19 protein-coding genes and 1 other RNA gene are annotated in these 20,356 nt (G+C 52.6%); 9 read left to right on the top strand and 11 right to left on the bottom strand.

Annotation, left to right across the window (positions count from 1 at the left end; genetic code table 11):
* Positions 1 to 7 precede the first annotated feature (7 nt).
* From carA to grpE, 5 genes are all read right to left on the bottom strand, one after another.
* A complete protein-coding gene (gene carA / locus RKA07_RS14100; protein WP_227715306.1) occupies positions 8 to 1,138 on the bottom strand; it encodes a glutamine-hydrolyzing carbamoyl-phosphate synthase small subunit in 1,131 nt (376 codons plus the stop codon).
* A gap of 392 nt (positions 1,139 to 1,530) precedes the next feature.
* The gene (gene dapB / locus RKA07_RS14095; protein ID WP_310966620.1) at positions 1,531 to 2,331 is read right to left on the bottom strand and encodes a 4-hydroxy-tetrahydrodipicolinate reductase; all 801 of its coding nucleotides are present in this window, start codon (positions 2,329 to 2,331) and stop codon (positions 1,531 to 1,533) included.
* A 24-nt stretch (positions 2,332 to 2,355) separates the two neighbouring features.
* Positions 2,356 to 3,483 (bottom strand): molecular chaperone DnaJ, encoded by a 1,128-nt coding sequence (dnaJ, locus tag RKA07_RS14090; protein WP_200202975.1) that lies wholly within the window; start codon positions 3,481 to 3,483, stop codon positions 2,356 to 2,358.
* Positions 3,484 to 3,564: 81 nt separating this feature from the next.
* Positions 3,565 to 5,484 carry a molecular chaperone DnaK gene (gene dnaK, locus RKA07_RS14085; RefSeq protein WP_310966619.1) on the bottom strand — a complete coding sequence of 640 codons (1,920 nt, stop codon included), beginning with the start codon at positions 5,482 to 5,484 and terminating at the stop codon, positions 3,565 to 3,567.
* 104 nt (positions 5,485 to 5,588) lie between these two features.
* A complete protein-coding gene (grpE, locus tag RKA07_RS14080) occupies positions 5,589 to 6,191 on the bottom strand; it encodes a nucleotide exchange factor GrpE (protein WP_200202986.1) in 603 nt (200 codons plus the stop codon).
* Between the two features lie 246 nt (positions 6,192 to 6,437).
* Between grpE and recN the strand changes: the two genes are divergently transcribed.
* Positions 6,438 to 8,117, top strand: a complete 1,680-nt coding sequence (recN, locus tag RKA07_RS14075; protein ID WP_200202989.1) for a DNA repair protein RecN — start codon at positions 6,438 to 6,440, stop codon at positions 8,115 to 8,117.
* A 96-nt stretch (positions 8,118 to 8,213) separates the two neighbouring features.
* Here the strand turns inward: recN and fur are convergent, their stop codons facing one another.
* Entirely contained in the window at positions 8,214 to 8,624 is a 411-nt protein-coding gene (fur, locus tag RKA07_RS14070; RefSeq protein ID WP_310966618.1) for a ferric iron uptake transcriptional regulator, read from the bottom strand.
* Positions 8,625 to 8,746: 122 nt separating this feature from the next.
* Here fur and RKA07_RS14065 point away from each other — a divergent pair, with 122 nt between their 5' ends.
* Positions 8,747 to 9,073: an outer membrane protein assembly factor BamE gene (locus RKA07_RS14065; protein WP_200202993.1), complete on the top strand. Its 327-nt coding sequence runs from the start codon at positions 8,747 to 8,749 to the stop codon at positions 9,071 to 9,073.
* Here the strand turns inward: RKA07_RS14065 and RKA07_RS14060 are convergent.
* The 3 genes from RKA07_RS14060 to RKA07_RS14050 all read right to left on the bottom strand — a co-directional run bounded on the left by RKA07_RS14060 (position 9,067) and on the right by RKA07_RS14050 (position 11,503).
* Positions 9,067 to 9,360, bottom strand: a complete 294-nt coding sequence (locus tag RKA07_RS14060; protein WP_200202996.1) for an RnfH family protein — start codon at positions 9,358 to 9,360, stop codon at positions 9,067 to 9,069. The two genes, RKA07_RS14065 and RKA07_RS14060, sit on opposite strands and share 7 nt — an antisense overlap.
* On the bottom strand, positions 9,360 to 9,803 hold the full coding sequence (locus RKA07_RS14055; RefSeq protein ID WP_200202998.1) for a type II toxin-antitoxin system RatA family toxin: 444 nt from the start codon (positions 9,801 to 9,803) through the stop codon (positions 9,360 to 9,362). Before RKA07_RS14055 ends, RKA07_RS14060 begins: the two co-directional genes overlap by 1 nt.
* Positions 9,804 to 9,877: 74 nt before the next feature.
* The gene (locus RKA07_RS14050; RefSeq protein WP_310966617.1) at positions 9,878 to 11,503 is read right to left on the bottom strand and encodes a sodium-dependent transporter; all 1,626 of its coding nucleotides are present in this window, start codon (positions 11,501 to 11,503) and stop codon (positions 9,878 to 9,880) included.
* A 178-nt stretch (positions 11,504 to 11,681) separates the two neighbouring features.
* On the opposite strand from RKA07_RS14050, the gene smpB reads away from it, so the two are divergent.
* The 4 genes from smpB to RKA07_RS14030 all read left to right on the top strand — a co-directional run bounded on the left by smpB (position 11,682) and on the right by RKA07_RS14030 (position 15,544).
* Positions 11,682 to 12,161: an SsrA-binding protein SmpB gene (gene smpB / locus RKA07_RS14045; protein ID WP_200203011.1), complete on the top strand. Its 480-nt coding sequence runs from the start codon at positions 11,682 to 11,684 to the stop codon at positions 12,159 to 12,161.
* A gap of 133 nt (positions 12,162 to 12,294) precedes the next feature.
* Positions 12,295 to 13,713: a WS/DGAT/MGAT family O-acyltransferase gene (locus RKA07_RS14040; protein WP_200203013.1), complete on the top strand. Its 1,419-nt coding sequence runs from the start codon at positions 12,295 to 12,297 to the stop codon at positions 13,711 to 13,713.
* Positions 13,714 to 13,801: 88 nt separating this feature from the next.
* Positions 13,802 to 14,166: a transfer-messenger RNA gene (ssrA, locus tag RKA07_RS14035) on the top strand.
* A gap of 175 nt (positions 14,167 to 14,341) precedes the next feature.
* Positions 14,342 to 15,544: a tyrosine-type recombinase/integrase gene (locus tag RKA07_RS14030; protein ID WP_310966616.1), complete on the top strand. Its 1,203-nt coding sequence runs from the start codon at positions 14,342 to 14,344 to the stop codon at positions 15,542 to 15,544.
* On the opposite strand, the gene RKA07_RS14025 is transcribed toward RKA07_RS14030, so the two are convergent.
* Entirely contained in the window at positions 15,541 to 16,389 is an 849-nt protein-coding gene (locus RKA07_RS14025) for a hypothetical protein (RefSeq protein ID WP_310966615.1), read from the bottom strand. The two genes, RKA07_RS14030 and RKA07_RS14025, sit on opposite strands and share 4 nt — an antisense overlap.
* A 583-nt stretch (positions 16,390 to 16,972) precedes the next feature.
* Here RKA07_RS14025 and RKA07_RS14020 point away from each other — a divergent pair.
* The 3 genes from RKA07_RS14020 (at position 16,973) to RKA07_RS14010 (ending at position 19,149) form a co-directional block, all read left to right on the top strand.
* Positions 16,973 to 17,188, top strand: coding sequence for a helix-turn-helix transcriptional regulator (locus RKA07_RS14020; RefSeq protein WP_310966614.1), 216 nt, complete (start codon positions 16,973 to 16,975; stop codon positions 17,186 to 17,188).
* A gap of 294 nt (positions 17,189 to 17,482) precedes the next feature.
* Complete coding sequence (locus tag RKA07_RS14015) at positions 17,483 to 18,160, top strand: inovirus Gp2 family protein (protein WP_310966613.1); 678 nt, start codon at positions 17,483 to 17,485, stop codon at positions 18,158 to 18,160.
* A gap of 59 nt (positions 18,161 to 18,219) precedes the next feature.
* Entirely contained in the window at positions 18,220 to 19,149 is a 930-nt protein-coding gene (locus tag RKA07_RS14010) for a hypothetical protein (protein WP_310966612.1), read from the top strand.
* Positions 19,150 to 19,356: 207 nt separating this feature from the next.
* Here the strand turns inward: RKA07_RS14010 and RKA07_RS14005 are convergent, their stop codons facing one another.
* Positions 19,357 to 20,280, bottom strand: a complete 924-nt coding sequence (locus RKA07_RS14005) for a viperin family antiviral radical SAM protein (RefSeq protein WP_310966611.1) — start codon at positions 20,278 to 20,280, stop codon at positions 19,357 to 19,359.
* Positions 20,281 to 20,356 lie beyond the last annotated feature (76 nt).

The following is a 20,356-nucleotide window of genomic DNA, read 5'->3' as shown; positions in this document are numbered from 1 at the left end:
ATCGGCTTCAGGCCGTTCTGGCTTCCATCAGCTGGACAAACTCATCAAACAATGACGCCACATCACCGGGACCCGGGCTTGCTTCGGGGTGCCCCTGAAAACTGAATGCTGGTTTGTCGGTACGGCGAACACCCTGCAAGGTGCCATCAAACAGCGACTTGTGGGTAACTTCCAACACCGCAGGCAAGGATGCCTCATCCACTGCAAAGCCGTGGTTTTGGCTGGTAATCATGACTGTGCCGTTGGGTATCCTCTGAACCGGGTGGTTAGCACCGTGGTGGCCGTGCTTCATCTTCATGCTTTTCGCACCGCTGGCAATGGCAAGAAGCTGATGCCCCAAGCAGATGCCAAACACCGGAATTTCGGTTTCGAGCACTTCCTGGATTGCCTTGATTGCATAATCGCAGGGCTCTGGATCGCCCGGGCCGTTAGACAGGAAGATGCCATCCGGATTCATGGCCAGCACTTCTGAAGCAGGGGTTTGGGCAGGCACAACAGTGACTTCGCAGCCGCGGGAGGCAAGCATGCGCAAGATGTTGAACTTAACTCCGTAATCCCAGGCCACTACTTTAAACTTGGTCTCGCCGCCTTCTGCGTATCCTTTACCGAGCGTCCAGTCTCCCTGGGTCCATTTGTACGGCTTTTCGCAGCTAACCACTTTTGCCAAATCCATACCTTCGAGCCCGGGAAACGCGTTTGCGAGTTCCAGTGCGCGCTCGGCAGTGGCGTCAGCACCAGCCACAATGGCGCCGCTTTGTGAGCCTTTGTCGCGGAGGATGCGCGTTAGGCGTCGGGTGTCTATATCGGCTATTCCGACAATGTTGTTGCTTCGCAGGTATTCGTCGAGCGATCCGGTGCTGCGCCAGTTGCTGGCAACCAGTGGCAGGTCGCGGATAATCAGGCCGGCAGCCTGTATACGGTCTGATTCTACGTCTTCTTCGTTTACGCCTGTGTTTCCGATGTGCGGGTATGTCAGGGTAACGAGTTGGCGGGCGTAGGACGGATCGGTCAGTATTTCCTGGTAGCCGGTCATCGCGGTGTTGAACACCACTTCGCCGCTGGTTTCGCCGTCAGCGCCAATGGCGGTGCCGTAAAACAGGCTTCCGTCTGCGAGTGCAAGGATTGCGGGTGTGCTCAAGGCTTGTATCCTCATCGAGTGGCGTTTCGTTTCGTCACGTGCAGGAACGCAAGCGCAAATTCAGGTCGCAAAAAAGCGAGAGGGAGTAAAAACTCCGTCCCGCTTATTGTTATCCGGGGACTTTTTGGTCCCTTGGGCTTTTCGAAGCCTACGCTTGGTGCAGTTAAACCGCCTTATTGTATGAAATTTGCGGTTTTGTGTCCATGTAAAATCGCCCTGCTTTAGAGTACGGCTGAAACACCGGCCGGCACTTGGGATCTTTGCTCCGGGAACCGCTACGAGCACATCCATGTGCGCTTGTCTCCGGCCATCCCTGGCCTACGACATTCCCGGAGCAAAGATCCCAAGCCCCTGCCTCAGAGCAAGTCGTCAGAACTCCTCGGAAAGAATGCTCACTTCAAGCTCAAAACATCCTGCATGTCGTACAAGCCAGCAGGCTTGTCTTTCAGCCACAGAGCTGCTCGCATGGCGCCTTTTGCGAAGGTCATCCGGCTGCTTGCCTTGTGAGTAATTTCAATGCGCTCACCTTCGGTGGCGAACAGGACTGTGTGATCGCCCACTACGTCACCGGCGCGGATGGTTTCGAAACCGATTTCCTTGCGGGTACGCTCGCCAGTGAAGCCTTCACGGCCATAGACTGCACACTCTTTGAGATCGCGGCCCAGTGCATCAGCAACCACTTCGCCCATGCGCAGAGCTGTGCCGGAGGGCGCGTCTTTTTTATGGCGATGATGGGCTTCGATGATTTCGACGTCATAGTCGTCGCCCAGCGTTGCTGCAGCGGTGCGCAGGAGGTTGAGCACTACGTTAACGCCAACGCTCATATTGGGCGCAAATACTACCTGGGTAGATTCTGCCGCCATGGCCAACTGCTGCTTTTCGGCATCGGTCAGGCCGGTGGTTCCGATAATCAGCATTTTGCCGTTGGCTGCGCAGAACTCGGCGTTTTCCAGGGTGAGGTCCGGGAAGGTGAAATCGACAAGCACGTCGAAATCATCTTTCACGTCAGCCAGGGCGCCCGCCATCTTTACGCCGGTTTTGCCGATGCTGCTCATTTCGCCGGCATCGGCTCCGATAAGGCTGCTGCCTGGCTCGACAATGGCCGCGCCCAACTCGAGCCCCTCTGTGCCGTCAACCGCCTCAATCAGCACTTTACCCATGCGCCCGGCGGCGCCGATGATTGCTACCCTCATGGCCTTTTCCTTATGTGAAGCTGATCAGAATTTCATTTCGTCGAAGAAGCTCTTAACACCCTCAAACCAGGACGTTTTCTTCGGGGCATGGTTCGTGCCGTTGTTGCTGCCGTCGAGAGTTACCTGAAACTCCTGAAGCAGTTCTTTCTGGCGTTTGGTCAGGTTAACCGGTGTTTCGATAATCACACGGCACAAGAGATCACCTGATGGGCCACCGCGCACAGGGCTAACGCCTTTGTTGCGCAACCGGAACAACTTACCTGTTTGGGTCTCGGCCGGGATTTTCAGCTTCACGCGACCATCCAGCGTTGGCACTTCCAGCTCACCACCCAGCGTGGCGTCAATAATGCTGATCGGCACTTCACAGTACAGGTTGCGCCCGTCGCGGGTAAAGATTGAGTGCTCACGAACCGACATCTGCACATACAGATCGCCTGGCGGACCACCATCTATGCCCATCTCGCCTTCACCGGAGAGCCTTATACGGTCGCCAGTATCAACACCGGGCGGCACTTTAACAGAGAGGGTTTTCTCTTCCTGCACCCTGCCCTGTCCATGACAGGACTTACAGGGGTTCTTGATAATCTGACCGGAACCACGGCAAGTGGGACACGCCTGCTGCACGGCAAAGAAACCCTGCTGCATGCGCACTTGCCCCATACCCTTACAAGTACCGCAGGTTTCAGGACGGGAGCCTTTTTCCGCACCACTGCCATCACAGGTATCGCACTCCCTGTGTCCGGGAATGGTTATTTTTACGGTTTTGCCTTTTACCGCTTCTTCAAGATCCAGTTCCAGGGTGTAACGCAGATCCGAACCACGGGTATTGCGGCCGCCTCTGCCACCGCCACCAAAGATGTCACCAAACACATCACCGAAGATATCGGAGAAGTTACCACCACCGCCGAATCCACCGCCGGCTTGTCCATCTACGCCGGCATGGCCATATTGGTCGTATGCCGCACGCTTGGTCTGGTCTGCCAGCACTTCGTAGGCTTCAGTGGCCTCTTTGAATTTGCTCTCGGCGTCTTTGTCTTCGGAGTTGCGATCGGGATGGTATTTCATCGCAAGCTTTCTGTAAGCTCGCTTAATCTCTTTCTCGTCCGCGCTCCGGGAAACCCCGAGAACTTCGTAATAATCGCGCTTGGCCATGCTTCAAAACCCTGTTTTTTAAACGCGGAAAACGCGGATCAACTCCGCGTTTTCCAACCAACTACCTGATAAACGTCCGAATTACTTCTTTTCGTCGCCTTTAACTTCTTCGAACTCGGCATCCACTGCATCGTCGGCTGACTGAGCTTCTTCCTGTCCACCAGCCTGCTGTGCCTGGCCATCCTGATCTGCGTACATCTTCTGAGCCAACTCACCAGAAACCTCCGTGAGCTTCTGCGTTTTAGCTTCGATGTCGTCTTTATCAGAACCGGTCAGTGCTTCTTCCAAGTCCTTGATGGCCGCTTCAATAGACTCTTTCTCGCTGTCGCTGACTTTGTCTCCAGCGTCAGTCAGGGTCTTGCGCACGGCGTGAACCATGCCGTCGCCCTGGTTGCGAGCCTGAACCAACTCTTCAAACTTGCGATCTTCCTCAGCATTCGCTTCGGCGTCCTGCACCATTTTTTCGATTTCGTCATCGTTCAAGCCAGAAGAGGCCTTGATAACGATGGACTGCTCTTTGCCGGTAGCCTTATCTTTCGCAGACACGTTCAGAATACCGTTGGCATCGATATCGAAAGTAACCTCGATCTGCGGCACGCCACGTGAAGCAGGTGGAATATCAGCCAGATCGAAACGTCCCAGGGACTTGTTCTGCGTCGCCTGCTTGCGCTCACCCTGAACAACGTGAATGGTAACCGCTGTCTGGTTGTCTTCTGCCGTAGAGAAGGTCTGCGACTTCTTGGTCGGGATCGTGGTGTTCTTGTCGATTACTGGTGTAGCAACGCCACCCATGGTCTCAATGCCCAAGGTCAGCGGAGTTACGTCCAGAAGCAGAACGTCTTTCACATCGCCAGACAGTACGGCCGCCTGAATCGCTGCACCCATTGCAACAGCTTCGTCCGGGTTCACATCCTTACGCGCTTCTTTGCCAAAGAATGCCTTAACTTTTTCCTGAACCAGCGGCATACGTGTCTGACCACCAACCAGGATAACTTCGTCGATCTCACCAACGCTCAAACCTGAGTCTTTCAGGGCAACCTTACAAGGCTCGAGACTGCGCTCAACGAGATCTTCTACCAGAGATTCAAGCTTGGAACGGGTCAGCTTCACGTTCATGTGCTTGGGACCGCTAGCATCTGCAGTGATGTACGGCAGGTTAACGTCGGTCTGCTGGCTGCTGGAAAGCTCAATCTTGGCCTTCTCACCCGCTTCTTTCAGGCGCTGCATGGCCAGTGAGTCGCCGCGCAGATCAATGCCGCTGTCTTTCTTGAACTGGTCGGCCAGGAATTCGATGATTTTCATATCGAAATCTTCACCACCCAGGAAGGTGTCACCGTTGGTCGCCAGAACTTCAAACTGGTGCTCGCCATCAACATCTGCAATTTCGATGATGGAGAGGTCAAACGTACCACCACCCAAGTCGTAAACTGCTACTGTGCGGTCGCCAGTTTTCTTGTCCAGACCATAAGCCAGGGCTGCAGCAGTCGGTTCGTTAATGATGCGCTTCACATCCAGACCTGCAATCCGGCCCGCGTCTTTAGTAGCCTGACGCTGACTGTCGTTAAAGTAGGCCGGAACAGTAATTACCGCTTCGGTTACTTTCTCGCCCAGATAGTCCTCTGCAGTCTTCTTCATTTTCTTCAGGATTTCTGCAGACACCTGGGGAGGAGCCATTTTCTGGCCCTTTACTTCTACCCACGCATCGCCGTTATCTGCCTCGGCAATCTTGTAAGGCACCATCTTGATGTCTTTCTGAACAACATCATCTTTAAAACGACGACCAATCAAACGCTTGATAGCGAAGATTGTGTTTTGCGGGTTAGTAACCGCCTGACGCTTGGCAGACTGACCCACCAGAATTTCATTGTCATCAGCGTAAGCGATGATAGATGGAGTGGTGCGATCACCCTCTGCGTTTTCAATAACCCGGACTTTATCGCCATCCATAATGGCGACACACGAGTTCGTTGTTCCAAGGTCAATACCGATAATTCTGCTCATTTAATCACTCCAGTTCTTCTGAATGCGGTACTTAATGGTTGCCCGGAAAAATATAAATCCGGTTAGTTTTGCTTAATGGCTATATTGGCGCTTTAAGTGACTTTTCAAGCCTGCTCATCAATTTTTGGTGCATCCTGAGCCTTGGCCACCATCACCATTGCCGGACGCACTACGCGCCCGTTCAGCAGGTAGCCCTTCTGGATTACCGCTACCACGCTGTTGGGCTCAGCATTGGGTGCTGGCACCATCGACATGGCTTCGTGCTGCTGGGGATCAAACGGCTCGCCCACAGGGTTCAGCGGCTCCACATTGAATTTTTTCAGACTGGAAACAAACAAGCTGAGCGTCATTTCCACGCCCTGACGGATAGACGCCACTAACTCACCAGCACCTTCCTGCCCTTCTGTGCTCTCAACCGCCTTCTCAAGACTGTCTGCCACAGGCAGCAACTCTTTAACAAACTTTTCCAAGGCAAACTTATGCGCCTTCTCAACATCCATCTCGGCGCGGCGACGCACGTTTTGCATTTCCGCATGCAAGCGCAACATTTGCTCCTGCGAATCCTGAAGCTGCTCTTTCAGGGAGTCCAGCTCGGAAACCTCTTCCTGCTCTACTACCTGCTCGCCAGACTGCGCATCCTCAGCTGCTGCCTTGGCGGCTTCATTCAACTCATCCAACTGCTCGTTGCGGTTTTCTTCGGTGCTCATGAATACTCCTGCCAGATCTTCGGCGGCCGGCTTGAACGCGGCCAATTGAACATAGGCTCTGACCCCACGGAGCCAGAAGAATGCTATTGCGAACCGATATGGGGTTCAGCGCTCAGGTTTCAACCGTTAAAAGCACCATTCCTTGAGAAAATATCTGCGAAGTGATTGCAAACCCGAAAACCCCTGTATATATTCACAGTCACTGTATGAACGAACAGTATATTTTCAAGAGCGGAGGTTATCTGCATGCTCACACAGCTCACCGTTTCCAACTACGCGATCGCCGAAAGAGTAGAACTGCAATTCAGCAAGGGCATGACAGCTCTTACTGGCGAGACAGGAGCAGGCAAATCCATTGTGCTGGACGCACTGGGGTTGGCCATGGGCGGACGCGCCGATGCGGGTGCTGTGCGCCATGGCGCCAAGCGTGCAGACATTACAGCCACTTTTGATGTTTCGGGCATATCAGATGCCCAACAGTGGCTGGAAAACCACGAACTGGATGACGACAACGACTGCATTTTGCGCCGCGTCATCAGCAAGGACGGTCGGTCTCGAGCATACATTAATGGCCAACCCTGCCCTCTGGCGCATCTGAAAGACCTGGGTGGACTGCTGATGGACATCCACAGTCAACACCAGCACCAATCACTCCTGCGAAAAGAAACCCATCGCAAGCTGATAGATGAATACGCGGGCGCGGAAAATCTTGCCAACCAGACTCGCGAAGCATGGAAAGCCTGGAACCAGATTCGCACAAAACTGATCGAGCGCCAGCAAAATGCAGAGGAGTCCGAAGCCCGACTGCAGTTGCTGCGCTATCAAGTGGAAGAACTTGACCGCCTTGCTCTCGAAATCGGGGAGCAAGAGCAACTTGAGCAAGAGCAGGAACAACTGAGCCAGGCCGATGCAATTCTTCACAATAGCCATCAGGCAGCACTGCTGTGCACAGAAGATGAAACCAGCGCAGCTGGCTTATTGCGCCAGGCGCTACAGCAATTAGAGCAGTTACCGGTTGAAATACCTGCGCTGGCCGACACGATTCAAATGCTCAACGAAGCGCAGATCCAGATCAGTGAAGCGGGCGACAACCTTCGCCACTTTGTAGATGACTACGAAGCCGACCCTGCGCGCCTGACCGAAGTTGAAGACAGACTAAGCGCCATCTACCAGATGGCGCGCAAACACCGCATCAACCCCGAAGATCTCCCGGAGTTTCATTTGCGGCAAAGTGCGGAACTGGCCGAACTGGATGGCGGCGAAGGCAGCCTGGAACAACTGGAAATAGACCTTGAAAGCCACCGCACCACCTTCAATGAACTGGCAGGCAAACTCTCCGATCTCCGCGCTAAAGCAGCAGCTGAGCTGGATCAGCGCATTGCCGGTGAACTTGCCCAGCTGAGCATGCCATCGGTTCAGTTTGTTACCCACCTGAGCAACAACAACCAGAACGAACCGGCACCTCATGGGCTGGAAGAAGTGGAATTTCTGGTTAGTGCAAACCCGGGGCAACCCGCAAGACCTTTGGCAAAAGTTGCCTCCGGCGGCGAACTTTCACGAATCAGCTTGGCAATTCAGGTAGTAGTCGCGCAAACGTCTACCACTCCAACCCTGATCTTTGACGAAGTCGACGTGGGCATTGGCGGCGGCACAGCTGAGGTGGTTGGCAAGCTACTGCGCTCGCTGGGAGCCAACGGACAGGTTATCTGCGTCACTCACTTGCCGCAGGTTGCGGCCCAGTGTCACCAGCACTTGTTTGTGAGCAAATTCACCCAGCAAGACGCAACTTTCTCGAAAATCGAATCGCTGGACGATCAGGGAAGAATCAGTGAGGTGGCAAGAATGCTGGGGGGTGTTGATATGACAGAGCACACCATAGCCCACGCAACAGAAATGTTTTCCAAAGGACAGGCGACCCACCACTGAACGGATGCCGCCAAACACTCCCCCTCTCGACCCTGAGAGCTGTTGGGGCAGGCTTCACGGCCTGCCCCTTTTTTATTCGGGGATAACTCTGCGGTTTCAGGACTTCAGGGGTTTCACATACAGAATCAGGCTGTGCTCGACTATTTCATAGCCGTGCTCTTTCGCAATTATCTGCTGACGCTCCTCAATCACTTCATCAACAAACTCAATCACTTGCCCTGTCTGGGTACAAACCATGTGATCATGATGATCTTCGCTGGCCATCTCAAATACTGCATGGCCGCCTTCAAAGTTGTGACGTAACACCAGTCCCGCTGTCTCAAACTGAGTAAGTACGCGGTATACGGTGGCCAGACCCACATCATCACCCTGATCCAGGAGCCGTTTGTACACATCTTCTGCGCTGAGATGATGGTCCTTGGCGTTTTCCAGGATGTTGAAGATCTTCACTCTTGGCAGAGTTACCTTGAGACCGACTTTTCGTAGTTCGGCGTTTTCAGATGACATGTTACTATTCACTCTTTGGTGTGCCTCACGGCTTCCGGTATGATGAAGCCGCCATTTAACGGTTAACCCGTGCCACACCTGCCCTTGGCAGGCGATTTCAAGATAGAGGATTTCCTCCGGCGATGCAAAAGCTCACAGCTCTCATTCTTACTATCATTCTCTCCGGTTGCGCTTTCCCGGGCGTATACAAGATCAATGTCCAGCAAGGCAACATTGTTACCGATGAAGAGCTGTCCAAACTTAACGAAGGCATGCCCCGTAGCCAGGTTCAGGCGTTACTCGGGACCCCTTTAATGCTCAACCCGGTTGATAGCTCCCGGGAGTACTATGTATACACCTTCCAACGCAGAGGCGGCTCTATTGAAGAGCAGCGCATCATCGTCTTTTACGACGCTGACCGTTATACCCACTATGAAGCAGAACTCCTGAACGAGACCCCGGCCTACTGATCAGCTGCGGGCTTCTTTTTAGCCCGGTTCAATCGCGCCTGCTTCGGATCAATCTGGAGCGGGCGATATAGCTCAACTCTATCCCCTTCTCGCAGTTCGTGATCCGCGGGCTTTTTTATCACCTTGCCAAATATCCCCATACTGATGGAGTCCACATCAATCTCCGGGAAAATAGTGGCAATTCCTGACAGCCGGGCAGCGTCGACGGCTGTCGCGCCATCAGGCACTTGTACCGATATTATTTCCTGCTTGTCTGGCCGCGCGTAAGCCACTTCAACCCTGAGCATCAGCCACCCCCTTTATAGATGTCATCCGCACGACGACAGAAGGCATCCACCATGGTTGTTGCTGCCTGATTGAATACAGGCCCGAAGGTCATGCGCGAAAGAGAACCCGAGAACTCGAATTCCAGCGTCAGAATCACCTTGCAGGCATTTTCATCCAGAGGTTTAAAGTGCCAGCGGCCCTTCAGGTTGCGAAACGGGCCATCCACCAGATTCATTTCAATGGCTTCGGGCATCAGCAACTGGTTGCGGGTGGTGAGCTTATGGCGAACGCCTCCCTTGGCAATTTCCAGCGACGCCATAATTTGCTCAGGGTTTTGCTGATGAATCTCAGCACCCGCACACCAGGGAAGAAACTCGGGGTAGCGGGCAATATCGTTAACCAAGTGAAACATGCGCTCCGCGGAGTGCATAACCAGGGCTGTTTTATCAATCTGATGAGCCATCGGAACCGGTTGTCCTGCTTACAAATACACTTTAAGGCCGACTACAGGCCCTACAACAACAATCACACCTGCGATCAAACGCTATGATAAAGGATATCACCGTCTTTAGGGGCATTTTGAGGGAGGGACTGAGGCAGGTCAGGTTTGTTCTCAGTCGCCTGCTCTGCTGGTAGCAACTCACCCGCACCCTCTCCTGCCCCGTCGTCGACAACACCCGCACTACCCGTTTCAATTATTTGTGGTGGAGTGCCATTTTGTTCCTGGAGCACCAGCCCAGGCCCGGGTTCGCACCAGAGTGCCTCACTGCCTGTGTCGCACATATTTACCAGTGAACCTGCAGTGTAGTGAATGCCAATGTAAGCAACGACCAGAGGCAGGACCAGGCGCATAACCCAGAACCAGATTGTGCCAAAAAGCCCCGGGGTCTTTCCGAGCATGCTTTTTGAGAGATTGCGTGTCAGGCACCAGCCAGTAAAGAGCGCTATAAGAATCGAAACTAAAGGAATCATCAACCCGCCGGTTAACAACTCAAGCCAGCGGAATACCGTGGCGCCTCCAAGCCGGTATTGCGACCACAAATTGAATGAAAACAAAGAAGCGAGCCCCGCAAGCCACACGACCAACCCCACTAACAAAACAGACAACCCTCGGGGCGCTCCCGTCCACTCACGGAACCAGCCAACGACCGGCTCCAGCAGTGCAAGTGCCGTCGACCAGACGATCATCACTACCATCAGAAAGACAGTTGCGATCACAAACTGACTCGCAGGCAGTTCAGCAAGCGAAACCGGAAGCGATACGAACAGAAGGCTAAAGCCTCGTTCACCATCAAAAGCACTGCCTTGCGTCGCCATGGCGAAAATCATTAACCCCGCCAGAATCGCAACCAGCGTATCCATCAACACAACGGCCAGAATGGATCGTTTGAGTTGCGTATTCGGTGTGGTGTAAGCACCCAGAACCGCCCACACACCCATACCTAATCCCAGGGTATAAAAGGCATGAAACAATGCCGCGCTCAGGCTGCCCCATGTGAGATCCTGTGGATGCATCTCGAGTATCTGGCTCATGGCGCCATCAATCCGGCCATACCAGGCAGCAAGCCCAAATAGCGCCAGCATAAGCATCAGCGTACCTGGCACAACGATTCTGAAGGCCCGCTCAAGCCCGCCAACTACACCCTGCCCAGACACCCACAAGACCATCACCAGGAAGAACCCATGCCAACCCATGAATACGCGAAACTCGCGGGGGTCGGAAACCAGCGCAGCAAGAATCCCGGTAGCCTCTGCATGACCAACTCCGGAAAACCGTCCTACGGCACCGTAAAACACATAGGCCAGTGCAATCGCCCCGAAAACCGCCGTAAACGACAGGACCAGGAATGCGCCCAAAATACTGAGTCGACCCACGGCCATCCAGGCTCTCGAACGTTTAGCGCTGCGTATAAGCCCGTCCATCGCCAACACAATACCGTGACGGGCATGCCGGCCAATGACCGCCTCAGTAGTCATTAGAGGCAGGGTAACCAGCAACAGGCATCCGAGATACAGGAGAATAAATAGCCCACCACCATGCAAGCTCGCCAGATAAGGGAACTGCCACAGGTTTGCCAAGCCCACAGTTGCACCCACTGCAGCCCAGAAAAAGGTTGATTTTCGGGTAAACGACCCGATATGTGTTTGGTATGGCGTAGGCATTTTCGCCTCGGAAAGTGTCTGGCCAAGTATTGTAGCCGAAGGACTCCTCCACGCACGAACCGCCTGTACCTTTGAGGGTGATTTCGTGACCAGTCTGGCACTCCTGAGCTACAATGCGCCTTTTGCCGACCTGCGACAGGCCGGCCCGTTCATTCGTCCGCATCCGGATAATTGATTCATGAGCAAGAAAAAACCCGGTACGCCGAGTAGTACCATCGCCCTGAACAAAAAGGCGAAACACGAATACCACATAGAAGAACGCTTCGAAGCGGGTATGGTCTTACTCGGCTGGGAAGTGAAATCACTGCGAGCCGGCAAGGCCCAGATAACCGACGCCTATGTATTATTAAAAGACGGCGAGGCTTTTCTGCTGGGCGGGCATTTTCAGCCCCTTACAGAAGCCTCCACCCATGTTATTGCCGATCCTACTCGCACCCGCAAATTGCTGCTGCACGCCAAGGAGTTGGCGAAGCTGATCGGGGAAACAAGCCAGGCAGGTCAGACTTGCGTGCCTTTGGCACTGTACTGGAAAAACAACAAGGTAAAGTGCGAGATCGCCTTGGTGAAGGGCAAGAAGCTATTCGACAAACGCGCTACTGAGAAAGAGCGCGACTGGGACCGCCAGAAGCAGCGTATTCTGCGTGATGGCAACGCCTGACACCAGTTTTTAGCCGACCCTATACTGATCCGCGTCATAAAGTGCAGGTGCTTTGTGTCGCATACTCCCTCTCTATGCACCGTTTTTTATCCTGCCTATACTGCGGTTTCGGTGCACCTCGGAGGGAGGAACTATGCCACCTAAACGAACCCCAATGACGGCGGTAGACCGCTCATGGTTGCGGATGGACACGGCCAGTAATCCGATGATGATCTCGGCGGTACTGGTTTTCGATAAACCGATCGCAACGAGCCGCCTCAAGCTCATCCTCAATGAGCGTTTCCTGCGTTTTCAGAGGTTCCGCCAGCACATTGTTGATGAAGGTGACAAGGTTTACTGGCAGAACGACCCGCTCTTCGATATTGACAACCACCTGCACCGGATAGCTCTCCCTGGCAAAGCCGGAAAGAATGAACTCCAGGCATTGACCAGTGATCTGAACAGCACCTCGCTGGATTTTCGTCGCCCCCTCTGGCAGATACATTACATCGATAATTACCAGGGCGGATGCGCGCTCCTGATACGCATCCACCATTGCATTGCAGATGGCATTTCCCTTGTACGGGTGCTGCTGTCACTCACAGACAAAACACCGGAACCCGGCAGCAAGAGAGCATTCCCGACACGAGCCCAAAAGCAGCCCTCATCTTCAATCGTGGGCCGGGTTCTGCACCGCGCCCTTGATACCACCGAAGCAGCAACACAGCAGGCTCGCCTGTTTATGCAGGCGGTAAGGGACCAACCCAACTACCCCCTAAAGCTTGCCAGCACTGCCAGCGGTGTTGCAGTGGACCTGCTAAAGCTGGGCCTTTCGCCCTTTGAACCCAAAACAGGCCTCAAAAACCCACTTTCTGGCCGCAAGCAGGTAGCGTGGGCGGAACCACTGGATCTTGCGGAAGTAAAAGCCTGTGCCAAGGCGCTGGGTGGCACTATTAACGATGTCCTCCTGTGCGCCACAACCGGCGCACTCCACAGGCACTTTAAAGCGAGCAAGGAAGTTATCCCGGGCTGCGGGATACGTGTTGCCGTGCCCTTCAACTTGCGGCCACTTAACCAGCCCATCGAAACGCTTGGAAACCAGTTTGGCCTGGTACTGGTATGCCTGCCGATTGAAATCGCAGACCCGATAATGTGTTTCCAGCAGGTGCAGGAGAACATGAACCGCCTCAAACAGTCCTATCAGGCCCAGGTTACCTACAGCCTGCTGGACCTGTTCGGGCGTGGCCCGGACATTCTGGAGCGGCGAGCCCTGGACCTCCTCAGCAATAAAGCCTCGGCGGTACTCACAAACGTACCGGGCCCAAGAGAACCCGTTTATCTGGCTGGGAGCAAACTGGTGCAGCCTATGTTTTGGGTGCCACAAAGCGGCAACATAGGTATTGGCATGAGCATTTTCAGCTACGCCGGTACGGTGCAGTTCGGTATTACTGTGGACAAAGCCATTCATGCCGACCCGAATGACGTGATGGACTATTTCCGGGACAGCTTCGAGGCCTTGAGCCACGCAGCTCTGGCAGGCCGGCATGAGAGCAAAAAACACCAGTCAGCCTGAGAATCATTGGCCCTTCAGGCAAGACCGCACAAAACAACAACAATGAGGCCTTGAAGTTAAGCGAGGCGGCCACATATACTGTGAGTAAGGGGACGACATGGCTTCGACGCTGGTGGCGAACCCTTGGGTGCATGTCGAGATGGCAGCGAATCTCGTAAATCCAAAGCTGCAACGCAATAGTCGCAAACGACGAAAACTACGCACTAGCAGCCTAAGGGCCGCTAGTCGTCCTGACTGGGTCGCCCGTAGCCCAGAGCTACATCTCAGGACGTCATCGCTTACGGGATGCTCCGTTATCCAGAGTTCACTGGCTAACGGCTAAGATTTAAAGAACTCGCCTCTTACACCCTGGCCTTCGGGTCGTTCGAGGTTAAATCAATAGAAGGACATAAACATGTAGATCTCAAGGCACAGTGCTGGCGGACGCGGGTTCAATTCCCGCCGTCTCCACCAACCAAGAGTTTCAGGAGGTCCAGCGAGATCCACTGAAACGCCCGAAGGCCCCGGAAACGGGGCTTTTTTATGCCTGTCACATCCATATTGATCCATTGGCATCCACGGTCACTTGTGGGTAACATTGTGGGTAACGCCCCTTTTTCATGTTCCGTTACCCACAAAATGGATACCCATGGCCCGCCAGCTCAACAAACTCTCCGCCAACGAAGTGAAAAATGCTAAAGATTTCGGGAAGATGCGGAAACTGGCAGACGGCGGCGGCCTCACTCTGGTCATCAAGGGCGAATCCAAGTACTGGTGGTTGCGGTACCGTTTTGCGGGTAACGAGAAGACCCTATCGTTGGGTAGTTACCCACAAGTCTCTCTCGCCGCCGCTCGTCAGGCGCGGGATGAAGCCAGAGTATTACTTCAGCAGAAGATCGATCCCAGCGCTCACAAACGGCAGGAATCCACGCAAAGAGTATCCGACGGTGAAAATACCTTCCGCACCCTCTGTGAAGACTGGTATCAGCAGAAGCACTCAGTTGAAGTGACCGAGGCACATGCAGTCCGGAACTGGAGAAGGCTGGAAATCTACACTTTTCCTCTGCTAGCCAGGCGCCCTATCCGCTCCATTCAGCCTGCAGATGTCCTGCAAGTCTTGGATTCCATTGTCAAAAAAGGCAACACAGAGACCGCTCACAGGGTTAAAACCCTTATCAGCCTGGTATTCCGGTATGCAGTTGCAACATCGAGGGTCGACTCCGACGTTACCCGCGATCTGACCGGTTATTTACCCAACACACAGGTGAAGCACCAACACGCGCTGGTTCGCCCCGATGAAGTTTCACAACTGCTTAAAGACATCCATACCTATCAAGGCCACTTTGCAACGTCAGCCGCCTTGAGGCTCTCGCCGCTGGTGTTTACGCGCCCGGGTGACACCAGACAGATGCTTTGGGAGCAGATCGATTTCGACAGGGCTCAGTGGGAGCTACCCACCACAAAGAACGGCGCGCCCTTGATTGTGCCCCTGTCGCATCAGGCAGTCGCCACTCTTAAGGAAGTAGAGCCAGTCACCCAGCATCGGAGCCGATATGTATTCCCTAATGCCCGGGATGCGAAACGCCCCATGAGTAACGTGGCGATCAAAGCAGCACTGGATCGGATGGGGTACGGGGGCAAAATGACAGCCCACGGCTTCCGGGCTATGGCACGGACTCTGCTGCAGGAGGAGCTCAAGTACCCCGTTCACCTGATTGAAATGCAGTTAGGTCATCGCGTAGCCGATATGCACGGGCGGGCCTACAACCGCACCGAATTCATTGATGACCGCCGAGAAATGATGCAGTCTTGGGCTAATTACCTTGATGGCCTAATAGAAAATACTCATTAATACTTCCTTTTCATTTCCTCAGCAATAAGCGCATCAATTAATTCACCCATTTTTAGACTCCGATCATTGGCGATTTTTTCTATATACTCCTTTGTTGAGGAAAGAACATTGAGATTGCACTGCACTTTTTTTGCATCGGCCTTTTTATTTTTTCGACGCCATTTCGCCTTCATTTCACTTAAGAACAATTTTTTGGGCTTTAAAGGCATGCCGGTTCTATCTAGCGTATTAACAAACAGGAGAAAACGGTCTTCATTATCTACTGGAGACTGCAAATCAGGGGATATATATGGAGCGAGGTCACTTTTCCTAATCTCATCGACCAACCATCTGCATTGATCTTCGTTTTCCTTGTCCACCCACTCAAGACCAGGATCAACCTCAATCAATAGTGACCAGTTATTACGAAGATTATTTATCACTTCTTTTTTAACTTTAATGGGCAAATTATTTAAATCAAAGGCCAGCTCTATTACTTCACGCGGCTTCAAAGCCGATTGGTCAAAGCTTGTCGAAGCAACCGTAACGGCAGTATACCCTCCCCAAATCATTTCAAAAAGCCAATGCACCAACCTCTTATCGTTATAATTAATCCAATCAAATTCAGAGCTATCTAAACTATTCGAAAAGCATTCATCACGATAAAAACGCAGACTCTCAAATGTCTCATTATCTGCAATGTTGTCAATCAAGTGATTAGCGCGACTGTCGGCATCACTCACTAGATTCGAATTCAAGATATAACCATTTGCCTCAAGTCGACACCAAAGCCAAAGCATTTCTCTGTTCTTAAAACCAGACAGCCCTTCTGGCTTTCTCTTTTCCCAAGTCCACTTAATCGCCATTTCAACCTCCTTGACACATCCACCAACCCTACCCCAATGCCCAAACCTAGGTCTATAAATAGTACATAAATACACAAAAACTAGCGCAGATATAGGTTTTTAATAGGTGTTATATAGGCAGTTTATAGGCGGTTTGTAGGTGTTTTTTTGACTTCTAAAGCGGCGCTTACCCGGCAGAATGGCTGTTCGCGCTGCGTTAAAGTACAACCTTCGTATGCCGATTACTGATTGGCACCGGATTTTTTAGACACCGCTGAGCCAACTCAGCCTCGGGTTGCCTCATCTCGACTCCATCATGTATTCCAACATCATGACCGGTTATTCCATTTTAGGGCGGTCGATTTTCATGACTCTAAAAGAACACTAACCTCGATGCCGAAATGCTTCATGGCGCTTACCTGAATACGTATCAGGATGACTTGTGGTGAATCTAATCGACTTTGTACTAAGTATCTATCAAAAAGATCGAAGGGTTAAATAAGCTCTTAATATCCCGTCAGGCTCTACCAGCGTCCAATGACATCTATAATTCCTTACACGGTCGCTCCTATGATTTGGACACAAACATCATAGGAGACCAAACATGAAGATTCTCAGGCTTAAACAGGTCGCTGCCATGACCGGCCTAGCCCGCTCGACCATATATAAGTACGTTAGCGCAGGCACCTTCCCCGAACCCATACCGCTTGGCGGCCGCTCTGTGGGGTGGGTTGAAGCCGAGGTACACAGGTGGATTACAGAAAGAATTGAAAACCGTGATATCCAAAATCACCCGATGAACCGTAATTCCGTTGCTTGATTGACTCCCTCGTGAATAATCCGCGCCTATCCAAAAAACCTTGATATTGATGCAGAGTAAAACCGCTTTGAAATTCTCATGCTCTATCGGGAAAACTGAACCCAACATTCAGGGCGCGTCGGCAATCTATATGTAGGTTTTAAATAGTATTTACTTACCGGCATCACGCCATCTATCTAATCGCTATATCACAACCAATCGAGTAACTAGATCAGATACCTATATGAAGCCTATGCATCAAGCAGGTTACCTAGGGATTGCTGCGTCTGGTAATTGACTAATAAGGAAATAATGATGATTGATACACCTTACCTCTACAGACACTCTTATGATCCAAACCTCTGGATTTATAATGGCTATTACTACAACGGTATGCCTCTTGTTTGGCAGCAGGGACCGTTCATTCACAATTACCTTCAGCGCATTGATGAAACTATCCAGGGAGCGCTTCAGGAGCATCCCAGCGTAATGGCCGTCAGAGTCGACCTTAGACTTCCTTTCCAGTTCGACTGGAGGTGTCAACCAGATTGGCGCCCTGTATTCAGCAGGTTCACGGCTTCATTGAAATCCAAAATAAAGGCGAGGCAAGCAAAGAAAATACGAGATGGCATAAGGTTCCACCCGACTGAAGTCCATTTCATTTGGACCAGGGAGTTTGGACAGAATGGCCATCCGCACTATCACTGCGTGCTTTTCTTCAATAAGCAGACCTTTCGCGGACTAGGCGAGTTCAATCCCTATTCAGGAAGCCTCTACGGCATGATCAGCAGCGCCTGGGCCAGTGCGCTAGGAATGGACGCACATGTGGCTGACGGGCTTGTGAGCATCCCTAGAAATCCCATCTATCGGATCAGGAATGGTGAGCGATACGACGACCTTTTCCGTCGCATCAGCTACTTCGCGAAGCTTGCCAGCAAGCTATTTGGATCAGGTAGCCACAACTTCGGCACAAGCAGAACCCCTGGCAACTGAGTAGACACCTACTCCCCGCCTTTTCTCGCCTCCCCGCTTTGCCTTAAAGAGTAACCCGTATGAAAAACAATCCAAGCCAACCGCCAACGGCTGCGGAAGTCGCGGCGTATTTTGACGGAAATGAAGACACAGAATACCAAGCGAGAATGATTCGCGAGTGCGGGCAAAGAGTGAAAACGTATCCGTTTGGGCGTATCGTGACCAATCCATACTTGCTGGCCTGTCATCACCGGTTCTGCCCCGATTGCCAACGAAGGCGTGCTCGAAATTGGGCATCGGCACTACGGTCGGTGATTGACAGGGAATCCATGCCCGCTTCTGAAAGCGATCCCAGACGCGCGCCTCACTGGGTTGCCATCATATTACCAGGCGTGCCATGCGATGCTTCAGATTTCCAAAATCTGCTCGGGACGCTGATAGAGTACATATCTATCGCCCGTAGCCAACCGTTCTGGCGGTACAATGTCAGAACCGCGCTGCGGCTCCTGAAGGTTGAGATACATCAGGGAGCAGACCGGAAGCTCCAGGTCACACCAACATTCACATGTCTCGTGAGCGTCTCGCGAGATCTGCTCAACGCACAAATTCAAGGGCGGCTGATTCAGCGGGTTCAACGGGACTGGGTTCAGCCCGCAGATCCGGATAGCTGGCCCGGCCCGCATTCGTTCATTATCCCCACAGCGACAACACGAGAACGGGATATCCTGCAAAACAAGGTCTCACGGATGATCGAAAGTCACTATCCCCACTCGGATAGACAAACCTTCCTGAACATCGTTGAGCAATTTAAGGGTGTGAAGACAGTGGCCATGTATGGACCTGAAGGGACGCCATTCCGGCCCCTCAGCATTTCGCAGGCTGATGATCTTCGCTATGAGCAGGAGTACTCAGCTTCCAGGATTGGTGAAGACCTACCGGAATCCATGAGCGGAAACCGAGGCCTTGAGCTGCTGCCATGGAATTTGAAGGCGCAGCTCAAGGCGCGGTAATGTCAACTCGCGCTGCAGGTTAAAGATTACGAACGGCCCACGCCAACTCCTGAACCGCTCTTTTACTGCTTGGGCTTGTCGGTACAACTACGATGCCCCTGCGGCCTGGGGCAATTAACTTCCCGTGTTTCTTGCCACGCTTGAAGCCCCACCCCTCTTGAACCAGTTGTTTTGCATACTTGTTGACGTCTTTATCCGAGGAATACTTCATGCCACTCCCCCGCCGTTTCCGGGGTATCGGGAGCTGAACTTATCGACATCGAAGTTAACTTGGCTGAATGCCTTTTCAGCCCCAACCCCGAGGATAGGCTGGCTATACTCATAGCCTGCTGAACATGGTGAGTTCTGAAAAAACCGGCCCTGGGGATCAACCATGATGTAGGACTCCACCATATCCTGGTTATCTTCAATCACGGCAATCTTGCGGTACTTTCGGTGGCGATTTAAAAAGAACTGAAATTCCTCATCTGTGATAGTCATGGACTGATCCGTCACAGGCAGAACCCTTAAAACCTTCCACTTGTCGGGCTGTATCAGCGATATCAGGTCCGAGAAATCATCCTGCCAGTTCACCCGATTAACAACGGTATTCAACTTGATCTTAATCGCTGGGTTCCGCTCCCTGATGACTTCAACAGCCCTTCGCAGCTGCCCCAAGTCCAAGAACTCCCCTTGCGAATTGATACGCCCAATAAGGCGGTTACTGAGCGCTTGAGCTGAGTCGATGCTGATTCCTAGCACCTCCAGGCCCGCACCAATGCGACGGGCAATCCGCTCTGTCAGAAGAGAGCCGTTTGTTATCAGCGAAGCCCGAAGCCCAACCCTTCGCGCAAACTTAACAGTGTCCTCGACAACGGAGGGAAATAGCAGCGGTTCACCTCCAGCGATGTTCAACCGGGTGTTCGACCAGGCCATTTTCCAAGCCAGTGGGTTCCGGGAATTAATCGGATCGAAGAATCCTCGCAGCTCCGACAGCAGCTGATGTATCTGGTAGTCTTGCCGAATGAGATCCTTCACCGATTCATGGCGCTGCCAATGCGCGTAGCAGTAGCGGCACGAATAGTTGCAGGCTTCTGTCAGATGCCAGTTGATAACCAGTTGTTTCGGATTGTGAGCACTGTAGTGCAGCATCGTTAACTCTCCTTCTGTGGATGAAGAAGAGAAGATAAATGTCCGTAGCTCGTTGCCGGGGAAAACGAGTTCCCAC

Origin of the sequence: Marinobacter xiaoshiensis, from assembly GCF_031631795.1 — a bacterium.
Lineage (GTDB): Bacteria > Pseudomonadota > Gammaproteobacteria > Pseudomonadales > Oleiphilaceae > Marinobacter > Marinobacter xiaoshiensis.
The sequence above is the reverse complement of the archived record's forward strand: the minus strand, read 5'-3'. Positions and strand labels throughout refer to the sequence as shown.